The sequence below is a fragment of the Streptomyces alfalfae genome, from assembly GCF_004127445.1.
Classification (GTDB): domain Bacteria; phylum Actinomycetota; class Actinomycetes; order Streptomycetales; family Streptomycetaceae; genus Streptomyces; species Streptomyces alfalfae.
The window spans coordinates 82,324-92,788 of the sequence record NZ_QEXM01000038.1 but is presented as its reverse complement, the minus strand read 5'-3'; the positions used below and the strand labels follow the sequence as shown (position 1 = coordinate 92,788).

The 10,465-nt window shown below is 70.2% G+C and carries 11 protein-coding genes; 7 read left to right on the top strand and 4 right to left on the bottom strand.

The window, feature by feature from the left end; translation table 11 throughout:
* Positions 1–49 precede the first annotated feature (49 nt).
* Both DCW30_RS16950 and DCW30_RS16945 read right to left on the bottom strand, forming a co-directional pair.
* The gene (locus DCW30_RS16950) at positions 50–844 is read right to left on the bottom strand and encodes a thioesterase II family protein (RefSeq protein WP_062768910.1); all 795 of its coding nucleotides are present in this window, start codon (positions 842–844) and stop codon (positions 50–52) included.
* A 1-nt stretch (position 845) separates the two neighbouring features.
* Positions 846–1,049, bottom strand: a complete 204-nt coding sequence (locus DCW30_RS16945; protein WP_062769137.1) for an MbtH family protein — start codon at positions 1,047–1,049, stop codon at positions 846–848.
* A gap of 226 nt (positions 1,050–1,275) precedes the next feature.
* Between DCW30_RS16945 and DCW30_RS16940 the strand changes: the two genes are divergently transcribed.
* The 6 genes from DCW30_RS16940 (at position 1,276) to DCW30_RS16915 (ending at position 7,272) form a co-directional block, all read left to right on the top strand.
* Entirely contained in the window at positions 1,276–2,379 is a 1,104-nt protein-coding gene (locus DCW30_RS16940; RefSeq protein ID WP_076687635.1) for a DUF6421 family protein, read from the top strand.
* Positions 2,380–2,382: 3 nt separating this feature from the next.
* On the top strand, positions 2,383–2,892 hold the full coding sequence (locus DCW30_RS16935) for a flavin reductase family protein (protein WP_241743531.1): 510 nt from the start codon (positions 2,383–2,385) through the stop codon (positions 2,890–2,892).
* Between the two features lie 70 nt (positions 2,893–2,962).
* Positions 2,963–4,183, top strand: a complete 1,221-nt coding sequence (locus tag DCW30_RS16930; RefSeq protein WP_079250437.1) for a cytochrome P450 — start codon at positions 2,963–2,965, stop codon at positions 4,181–4,183.
* Between the two features lie 106 nt (positions 4,184–4,289).
* On the top strand, positions 4,290–4,814 hold the full coding sequence (locus DCW30_RS16925; RefSeq protein ID WP_079250243.1) for a response regulator: 525 nt from the start codon (positions 4,290–4,292) through the stop codon (positions 4,812–4,814).
* 150 nt (positions 4,815–4,964) lie between these two features.
* Positions 4,965–6,008, top strand: coding sequence for an aldo/keto reductase (locus DCW30_RS16920; protein WP_076687633.1), 1,044 nt, complete (start codon positions 4,965–4,967; stop codon positions 6,006–6,008).
* Positions 6,009–6,597: 589 nt separating this feature from the next.
* Entirely contained in the window at positions 6,598–7,272 is a 675-nt protein-coding gene (locus tag DCW30_RS16915) for a hypothetical protein (protein WP_076687632.1), read from the top strand.
* Between the two features lie 102 nt (positions 7,273–7,374).
* Here the strand turns inward: DCW30_RS16915 and DCW30_RS16910 are convergent, their stop codons facing one another.
* On the bottom strand, positions 7,375–7,848 hold the full coding sequence (locus tag DCW30_RS16910) for a GNAT family N-acetyltransferase (RefSeq protein ID WP_103557550.1): 474 nt from the start codon (positions 7,846–7,848) through the stop codon (positions 7,375–7,377).
* Between the two features lie 315 nt (positions 7,849–8,163).
* Between DCW30_RS16910 and DCW30_RS16905 the strand changes: the two genes are divergently transcribed.
* Complete coding sequence (locus tag DCW30_RS16905) at positions 8,164–8,586, top strand: hypothetical protein (RefSeq protein WP_076687631.1); 423 nt, start codon at positions 8,164–8,166, stop codon at positions 8,584–8,586.
* 5 nt (positions 8,587–8,591) lie between these two features.
* Here DCW30_RS16905 and DCW30_RS16900 read toward each other — a convergent pair whose 3' ends face one another.
* Positions 8,592–10,418 carry an ATP-binding cassette domain-containing protein gene (locus DCW30_RS16900; RefSeq protein WP_103557680.1) on the bottom strand — a complete coding sequence of 609 codons (1,827 nt, stop codon included), beginning with the start codon at positions 10,416–10,418 and terminating at the stop codon, positions 8,592–8,594.
* Between the last annotated feature and the right edge of the window lie 47 nt (positions 10,419–10,465).

Genomic DNA, 10,465 nt, shown 5'->3' with positions numbered 1-10,465 from the left:
GGCCGGTGGGAGGGGCTGTGCGCCTCTCCCACCGGCCGGGGCGGCCGTCTCAGGACTGCCGGGCGGCCCGCAGGTCGCTCTCGACGCCCGCGGTGATCAGCGGGAAGGACTCCGGCTCGAAGAACGCCTCCTCGCCGCTCGGCAGCATCCGCAGCCGGAACCGGTCGGTGGTGTGCTGCTTCCAGCCGGCCACGGACTCCGGCGGGACGACCTCGTCGTACTCGCCGGTGAACGCGGAGATCGGGCAGCTCACCGAGGTGTGGCTCCGCCTGGCGGCGTAGCGCTCGACGAGCCGGCAGTCCGCCCGGTAGCTCGGCAGCATCAGTTCGAGGAAGAGCGGGTCGGTCCTGAGCGGGCTGTTCTCCCGCACACGCGTCGGATCCGCGAGGAACTGCTCGTCGGTGAGCTGTTCGTCGGTGACCTCTGGAGGGACGAGAAGATGCGGGGCACTCTCCGCCGACACGAAGAGGGCGACCGGCCCGGGAAGCCCCGGTTCGGTCCGCTCCAGGTGGGCCGCCAGCTCGAAGGCGACCAGCGAACCCATGCTGTGCCCGAAGAGCGCGAACGGCGCGTCGAGGTGACCGCGGAGCGCGGTGGCGAGCTGGGTGACCAGCGCGTCGATGTCGTCCACGGCCGGTTCGGCGAGCCGGTTCTCGCGGCCCGGGGTCTGCAGCAGCACGGGCTCGACCTCGGGGCCGAAGCTGTCCGCGATCTCGCGGTACCCCGAGGCGCCCTTGCCGGCGTAGGGCAGGAAGAACAGCCGGGTGGCCGACTCGTTCCCCGTACGCCGGTAGGCGATCAGCCGGTCCTTCTTGCCCTTCTTGTCTTTCGCGGTGCCTTCCATGTCACCGGCCCTGCGTCTCCATCGCGCGGCGCAGGCTCAGCGGCCGCATATCGGACCACACCTCCGCGATATGACCGAGACATTCTTCCTTCGTGCCGGTCTTGCCCTCCGCGCGCCAGCCGTCCGGTATATCCTTGCCCTGCGGCCAGACCGAATACTGCTCCTCGTCGTTGAGCACCACGGAAAACAGATCCTGCTCGCTCATGTGAACCTCCAGGCAGTCCAGGGATTCGGCCGCCACGCGCAGCCGATCTCGGGCTAGAAGCTAACAGCGCCACTCCCGATCGGCAAGGCTCCCCGGACAGTCCGCACACATTTATGCGGGCCCTTTGAAGTGCTGTCCGAAATTCATTGAGATCGGGCCGGTCGATCCTTAGACTCACTCAGGCACTCCACCCGGCCACATCCACACACACGAGGGGACGAACGAAATGGACGAGGTATTCGCCGAGGTACACGAGATCCGGGAGACCCTCCCGGAGCGTGCGCTCCTCCGGGACGAAGCGACCCTCAAGGACCTCGCCGTGAAGCTGGAGAGCAGCCGCACCCTGCGCGGCCTTCCCGCAGTTCAGGCACTGCTGGAGGACATACGCTCCTTCAAGGAGGGCAACCGCCTCGAAGCCGTCAAGGAGCACATCAACACCCGCAGGGACAATCACGTGTTCTCGCTCTTCGACGCCTCCTACTTCCCCAGACTGAGCCTGGACTACCTGGCCTACGAAACACTGCCGACGGATCCGTATCTGGCCGACAGATACGCGAGCAACACCATGCCGGTGAACATCGCGGGGGCAACCAAGGGATTCCATTCACGGGTGGTCGTGGCACTCTTCCCCGAAAACCACATCGACGGCATCCAGAAACCGGAAGACCTCATCTTCTATTTCGTGGACAAGTTCGTCGAGCGGCACAATCGAATAACCCGCAAAATGATTGACGCGGTCATGGAACCGGGCAGTTTCCCGCGTATGCAGGGGGCTTCCGACGAAAAGGTGGAGCAGGCCGCTTCCTGGTGGGTGCGACTGCACGAATACCACCACCGGCAGGGCGACATGCCCATTCCCGACTTCCTCTCGTCGAAGAAGATGAAGCCGCTCGCGGGCCTTGAGGAGCTGCGCGTCGACGTATCGGGAATGCTCGCCTGCCTGCACGACGAGAACCTGCCACGCGAGGAGGCCATGGCTGCCTACGAGTTCATCCTCGCGGAGCGGCTCCTGCGCTACGCCGTCGAGGGAATCCCCCGCCCCAACTACGACGCGGTGGCCTCCCAGCTCCTGTTCAACTACCTCTCGGAGCACAAGGGGATCCGGCTCGCCGGCGGCCGGATCACCCTCACCGCCGACCTGCCCGTCGTGCTCGCGGCCTTCCTCAAGGAGATCCAGACCATCGAGAGCCACATCCACACCGAACCCGTGGACGCGGTGAAGAAGCGGCTCCTCGAATTCACCAACGCCTACACGGTCTTCGACACCGAGGCGGGCGACTACCAGCACATCCCGTACTTCGCCGAGATCAAGCAGCGGCTCGGTGTGTGACTCGTGACGGTGCCCGCACAGCGACGTACAGCAGTCAGCGCGCAGGACTACCGCGAGGCGATGTCCCTGCTCGCGGTGCCGGTCTGCGTCGTCACCACGCGCACGGACGGCGAGAACCGGGGGCTCACCGCGAGCACCGTGACCGGCGTGTCCCTGGACCCGCCGCTCGTGTCGGTGGCCGTGGCCAGGTCGTCGAGCTGTCACGGCGCGCTGACCCGCGCCCCGCAGTTCGTCATCAACGTCCTCGGCGACGACCAGCGCCATCTCGCCACCCGCTTCTCCACCCGGGACATCGACCGTTTCGCGGGTGAGGGGGTCTCGACGCTGCCGGGCACCGAGCTGCCGGTGATCACCGACGCGCACGCGCTGTACCGGTGCACGCTCCGGCAGGTCGTGCCGGTCGGTGACCACGACCTGCTCATCGGGGAGCTGACGGACGTCCGGCTCCGGCCGGAGGCACGTCCGCTGACCTGGTACCGCCGCGCCTTCCACCGTCCCGAACAGCACGGCTGAGCCCCGCCCGTCCCGCGGCGCCGGCGCAGCATCCCGAGCAGAGCCAGCAGAGGTAGCAGAGGTGGTCGAAGTGAGTCGAGCGAGCACAGCCCCCACCGGGTGCCCGTACCAGGGCGACGCCGGTACCACGACCGATCCATGCCGTGACTACCTCGGGCTGCGGGAGGACGAGCCGGTCCGCTGGGACGAGGACCTGGAGCTGTGGTTCGTCACCGGTTTCCGCGAGGCGACCTCGCTGCTGCACCATCCGTCGCTGTCCTCCGCGTGGCCGGAGCGGGGCAGCACCCCGCTCCACGCGGCGGCCGGCGGCGGCAGCGGTGACGGGGCGCGCACGTCGGGGCTCGTGCGCAAGTGGTTCATGTTCAACGACAATCCGTCGCACCGCAGGGCCCGGCGGCTGGTCGCGCCGCTGTTCTCGGCCGACCGCGTCACCGGGCACCGGCCCTTCATCCAGGAGGTGGTCGAGGAACTGCTGTCCAAGGACCGCGACTCCCTCGACGTCATGGGGGACCTCGCCATCCCCCTCTCCGGCCGGGTCATCTGCCGCATCCTCGGCCTGGACGCGGCCCTGGCCCCGCACCTGGAGCCGTGGGCCCTGGACGTGGCGGCCCTGCTGGTGGCGGACTACATGCCCGACGTGGTCACCCGAGGGCACGCCGCCCTCGAGGACATGACCGGCCTCATCGACCAGGCCCTCGAAGGCGATCTCCCCGAGGGTTCGGCGCTGCACCTGCTGCGCACGGCCCAGCAAGACGGCGAGATCGAGCTCCAGGACGTCTGGGCCACCGCGTCCTTCCTCGTCTACGCGGGCTTCGAGACGACGTCGTCCTTCATCGGCAAGGCGGTGCGGTCGATCCTGCACTCCGGCTCCTGGGCGGAGCTGGGCGAGGCCGACATGGGCACCGCCGTGGAGGAGCTGCTCCGCTTCGACACGTCGGTCCAGCAGGTGGCGCGGCTGGCGACGGACACGATCGAGATCGCGGGCAAGCGCATCGCGGCCGGGGACCTGGTCCTCATCATGCTCGGCACCGCCAACCGCGACCCGGAGGTCTTCGACCGCCCCGACCACCTCGACCACGGGCGCCGGATCACCCGGCATCTCGGCTTCGGCCACGGCGCCCACTACTGCCTGGGCGCGGGCCTCGCCCGCCTGGAGGCGCAGTTCGCCCTCGAAGGGCTGCGGGAGAAGTGGCCGACCCTGCGTTTCCGGGAGCCGCCCAGGACGCGGTCGCACTTCGGGATCACCGTGCTGGAGCACCTGGTGGTCGAAAGCGGGGGCCCGGCGCTCTGAGCTGGGGCGGTGTGCCGCAGGCCCCTCGGGAGTGATCGAAGCACTGTCCGAGGGGTTCCCCAACTGCCGCCTCAGTAAGATGGTTTACCGGGGAGAGGGGGGCAGCATGCGGCCGGATCCGAGGATTCTCGTCGTCGACGACCATGAGGACACCTTGTTCGCGCTGGAGAGTTCACTGGCTTCGCTCAAAGTGGACATCGCTCGGGCGACCAGCGGCGAAGAGGCCTTGAAGGAGGTTCTGCGCGGCAACGTCGGGCTGGTCCTGCTCGACCTGCGCATGCCCGGCGTCAGCGGCCTCGACGTGGTGCGTTACATGCGGCGTCTGGAGCAGATGCAGCACATCCCCATCGTTCTGATCACGGGTTTCGGTCTGATCCGCGAGGTCTCCCTGGCCGCGTTCGAACTCGGCGTGGCCGACATCGTCATGAAACCGGTCGACCCCCTCGTCCTGCGCACCAAGGTGAACTACCTCTACGCCACGCACTTGCGGCTCCTGGCGATGCAGCAGGAACTGAAGTCCCTGCGCGCCCACCTCGAGACCGAACCCCACGCCCTGGAGATGGACCGCTGGCGCATGGGCCAGCACCCCACGGAACCGCCGACGCCGACGGGCACGGCACGGGAGGCGTAGGGGGCGGGCGCGGAAGGCGCGGGGCCCGGCGGGGGGCCCGGCGCGGGCGAGACGCGGGGGGGGCGGCGTGGGGCGAAACCCCTTGCCCTGGAGTGGACTCCAGCTCGTACAGTCGGCGCGTTCGATCGGGCCACGGGTCAGGAGAGTGGGATGCGTCAGCGGGTTCTGGGTGGGACCGGGATCGAGGTCAGTCCATACTGCCTCGGCACCATGATGTTCGGGGCGGTCGGCAACGCCGACCACCAGGAGTGCGTGCGGATCATCCATGCCGCGCTGGACGAGGGGATCAACTTCGTCGACACCGCCGACATGTACTCGGCCGGTGAGTCCGAGACGATCGTCGGCAAGGCCCTGAAGGACCGCCGCGACGACGTCATCCTCGCGACCAAGGTCCATTTCCCCATGGGTGAAGGCCCCAACCGGGGAGGGAATTCGCGGCGGTGGATCGTCAAGGAGGTGGAGGAGAGCCTCCGGCGGCTCGGCACGGACTGGATCGACCTGTACCAGGTGCACCGGCCCGACCACACCACCGACATCGAGGAGACGCTGTCCGCGCTGACCGACCTCGTGCGGCAGGGCAAGATCAGGGCGTTCGGCTGCTCCACCTTCCCCGCCGAGGACATCGTCGAGGCGTACCACGTCGCCGACCGCCGCGGGCTCCAGCGGTTCCGCACCGAGCAGCCGCCCTACTCGCTGCTGGCCCGAGGCGTCGAGCGGCACGTGCTGCCCACGGCCCGGCGCCTCGGCATGGGGGTGCTGACCTGGAGCCCGCTGGCCTCGGGGTTCCTGACCGGCCGCTACCGCAAGGGGCAGGCCCTCGACCTGAGCAGCGGGCGTCCCAAGCTCAACCCGGCGCGCTTCGACCCCGCGGCGTCCCTCACCGCGGCGAAGCTCGACGTCGTCGAGCAGCTCGTCGCCGTGGCCGACGACATCGGCTGCACCCTGCCCGAGCTGGCGATCGCCTTCCCGCTCGTCCACCCCGCCGTCACCTCGGTCATCATCGGCCCGCGCACGATGGAGCAGCTCAAGAACACACTCAAGGGCGCGTCCGTGCGGCTCGACGACGCCGTCCTCGACCGGATCGACGCGATCGTGGCGCCCGGGACCGACGTCTATCCCCCCGACGGCGCATGGGCTCCGCCCGTCCTCACCACACCGGCCCTCCGGCGCCGCCCCGCCGACGCCAGGTCCTGACACCGGCCGCACCGCGGTCGTATCACCGGAGGAGCCGGGACAGTCCGGTCGTGCCCTGGGGGGTGCGGCCGGACTGATGTGCGTACGGGTGGGCATATGCGTGACCCGGGTGAGATGAGGTGTGGTTGCCCGGCAGTGGGTGTTCCGTGAAGTCTCCGGGTGATGAGGGTGACTTTTGTTCTCGCATTCCGCGACGCGCTCACCGCGTCGATCCCCCTGTTCGACGCCGCACCCTCCGGCCCACCCCTCCGCGAGCAACTCGCTTTCATTCGGGCGCAGTTAAGGGAATGCACTCCCCTCCGAACTCACCCACTCGGGCCCGCCGCGACACCCCCAGGGCAGCCCGGACACAGCCATCCGCCGCCACTCACCGGGGATTGCCATCTGTCGGTTCGGCCACCGAGAACCGCAATGAGCCTTACTATTCCCACCCTGACTCCACACACGGACAATCACCGTTGCGAGGCCAGTTGCGATTCGCCGTGGGTGAGCCGGGCAAGGGTACGGAAGCGCAGATTCCTTATCTGGGCGTACGATCCCCATCCGCCACTCGCACGCCCCCCGCGTGCGCTGACGAAAGGTCACTGCCATGTCGGAAGTTCCAGCCAACGCCGCCGGAGTACAAGGACAGTACGCCGCTCAGGTAGCCGCCGACCTCGAAGCCAACCGCAAGGAACAGGAGCGCATCAGCGCCGAGGTCGCGGCGCTGACCGAGCAGCTGCAGGTGCTGGAGAGCGACCACGCGCTGCTGGTCAACATGCAGCAGGCGCTGGGCGCCAACGGCACGGACGGCGCTCCGGCGGGCGCCGCGAAGAAGGCGGCCTCCGGTGCGAAGGCGGCCCCGAAGTCGCAGCGCGCGAAGAAGGCCGGCACTCCCCGCAAGAAGAAGTCCGCGGCCCCGGCGACGCCTCCGGCCAAGGCCGCGGGCAAGTCCGCCGCGAAGTCCACGGCGAACAAGTCCACCACCGCCAAGGCCACCCCGAAGGTGCCCGCGGCCCGCACGCCGGAGCCGACCCTGGGTGAGCTGATCCGCGACCACCTGGCCGGGCAGAGCGAGCCCCGCTCGTCCGCCGAGATCGCCTCCGCGCTCGCCGAGGCCCACCCCGACCGCACCATCAAGACCACGGTCGTCCGCACCACGGTGGAGAAGCTGGTCGCCAAGTCGCAGGTGCAGCGCACCCGGCAGGGTTCGTCCGTCTTCTACAGCGCCGCCGCGCCGTCGGAGAAGTCCGCACCGGCGCAGCCGGAACCCGCCGCAAGCTGAGGTCCGCGCCACGTGGGGCCGTACGGCGTCGACGCGTGCCGCACTGCCCCACTGGCGGGCCCCACCGGGGCCACCCCTCGGTGAGGTCACCTCGCGGCCAGGTCACCCCTCGGTGAGGTCGACCGGCCGCTCGTGGCGGAAGACGGCCATGGGGCGGTCCGGGCCGTTGTAGTCGTCGACGACCTCCACGGCGAAGCCGAGACCGCGGTGGAAGGCGATCGAGCCGGCGTTCGCGACGGAGGTGACGGCCTTCATCCGCCGCGCCCCGTGCCGCACGGCCGCCGCGGCGAACGCCGCGTACAACCTGCGTCCCAGACCGGAGCCGCGGGTGTCGTCCCGCGTGGCGATCAGATGCGCATAACCGGTGCCGTCCGGGGTGACGAACCCGAACACGTACCCGCGGATGCCGTCAGCGGCGCGGGCGACCAGGCAGGTGGGTCCGAACTCCTGCACCAGAGCCACCACGTGCAGCGACCGGAGGTCGCGGTCACCCCAGTAGCGGGGATGGTCGGCCAGGACCTGGTGGAAGTCGGCGATACGGGCGGGCTCGATGTGTATGGCCATACGGAAGATCATGGCAGCCCGCGCACTCCGGTCACGTCACTCGCACCACGGCACCACGGCCCCACGGCCCCACGGGCGAGGCGCCACCACACCACGGGCGAGTTGCGACCGCCCACGGGTGCCGGGACGACGCCGCGCCACCGCTCGACATGACGCCATCCCGGCATCAAGAACGCGTCAAGACTGCCGGAATCCGGCAATGCCCCGCACGGGCCTCCCGGGCCAGAATGGGTCCGGCAGGAACGGGGGGCCTGGTCCCGATGCCGGAGAGCGGAAGCGCTGTCCGGCATCGGGGCCTGAGCCGCCGACGCGGGCAGGGGGTGACCGATGCAGGAGATTCTGCGGGCCGCCTCGGGGTTCCCCGCCGTTCTCTTCACCTCCGCCCTGGTGGTGGCCGTCGGCTTCTGGCTGCTCGTCCTGGTCGGCGCCCTCGCGGCGGACGACTTCGACGCGGACCTCGACCTCGGCCCGGCGGGACTCGGCGCGGTGCCGGTCAGTGTGGCGCTCTCGACGGGGGTCGTGGTGGGCTGGCTCAGCACGGTCACCGGTTCCGTGCTCATCGACCACCTCGGACTGGCCCGCCTCCCCCACGCGGCGGCCGACCTCGGCCTGTTGGTCGGCTCCCTGCCGCTCGCCTGGTGCGCGACACGTGCCCTCACCTGGCCGGCCACCCGGCTCTCCGCCCGCCGCGGCGACCGGCGGGCCGCGGCCGACCGCCCTGCCCGTGGCGTCATGGACCGGGCCGGCTGAACGTGTCACCTCGCCTTGGCCAACTTCAGCAGCTCGGCGAAGAGCCCGCCCCCGGCGGCGAGATCCTCGTAGCGCCCCTGTTCGGTGATGCGGCCCTCCTCCATCACGATGACGCGGTCGGCGACCCGGGTGTTCTCCAGCTGATGGGTGACGATGACGGTGACCCGGTCCGCGGCGATGCGTTTGATCTCCTCGAAGATCCGGTGCTCACCGCGCGGGTCCATCTGGGAGGTGGGTTCGTCCAGGATCAGCAGCTCCGGTTGCCGGTAGAGCGCCCGTGAGCAGGCGAGGCGCTGCCACTGGCCGCCGGAGAGCTCCGCTCCGCCCCAGATCTCACGGGCCAGCAGGGTGTCGAGGCCGTCCGGCAGTTTCTCGATCGCCGCGCGCATGCCGACCGCGCCCACGGCGTCCCACACCGGCGCGTCGTCATGGGTCCTCGGCTGGCCGAGGGTGACGTTCTCGCGGGCGCGCAGCGGCCACTGGGCGAAGATCTGCGGCACCAGTCCCGCGCACGACCACACGGAGGCCGGGTCCACCCCCGCGAGGTCGGAGCCGTTCCACGTGACGCGGCCCTTGTCGGCGAGGTAGACGCCGGTGAGCAGCCGGGTGAGCGTGGACTTGCCCGAGCCGTTCTCGCCGACGACGGCGAGGATCTCCCCGCGGCGCAGCGTCAGCGAGACACCGTCCACGGCAGGGCGGTCCTTGCCCGGATAGCGGAAGGTGACGTCGTCGAGGCGGATCTCCTCGACGGGGGGCTCGATCTCCGCGCCGCCCCGGCGGGAGGCGCGCGCGTCGGTGTCGATGAGGAACGTCCGCATGTCGGCCAGGTACAGGCTGGTGTGGAAGCAGGCTGCGCCGTTCATGACGACCTGGGAGAGCGCGGCCAGCGCCGTCTGCACGGCGACCACGGCGGTGGCGGCCACGGCCGGCGGGACGCGCCCCGTGCCGGCCAGCCAGGCGAGCCCCGCCCAGGTGCCGACCAGGAAGACGCCGCCGATGAGGGAGGCGCCGAGGTGGATGCGCAGGGTGCGGGGGGCCGCTTCGACGGTGCGCCGGTCGATCCGCTCGGACAGGCACCGGTACCAGAACAGCAGGTAGTCGGTCATGCTGTTGGCGCGGACCTCGTCGGTGTACTTCGGTGTCGTGGCCCACCAGCGCGTCATCTGCCGCACGTTGCGGTCGGACACGTTGGCGTAGTGGATCTCGTAGTCGACCCGGGCCATCAGGACGGCTCCGATGCCCGAGGGCAGGACCGCGAGGGCCAGCAGCGGCAGCATCATCCAGTGCAGTACGGACAGCACACCGCACGCCGTGACCATCTTGATCAGGGCCGACATGAACCGCTGCGCGTCGGTGATCATGACGTGCGTACGGGCGACGCCCATCTCCGCGGCCTCCTGGCGGTCGGCGAAGCCCTCACCCGCGTAGGCGTCCGCCTCGACGCGGAGCACTCCCTCGACCAGGGCGGTGTCGGCGTCCGTGGTGACCGGTGGCGTCAGCCGCCGCTCCCCGTACTGGGCGAGCGCGGAGCTCACCCGCCCCAGCGACGCCGCGCCCGCGACCACCAGCAGCGCGGGAAGCGCCTCGCGCAGACGGTGCGACACGGCGCCGGCGCCGAGGACCGCCTGCATGGCGTGCGCGGTTCCCGTGAGCAGCACGGCCGCGACGACACCCGTGACGAGCTGGCAGGCCACGAGCAGGACGACGGACGCGCGGTCGGCCTTCCACGCCATGCGGGCGACACCCGCGAGTACGGCGGGCAGCCGCGAGCAGAGGTCCCGGAACGAGGTGTTGCCCAGCGGGTTGACGGAGTGCCGGCCGCAGAAGTTCATCTGCGCCGGGAGCGGCGGTGCGGGCGGACCGGTGGTGCTTGCGCTCG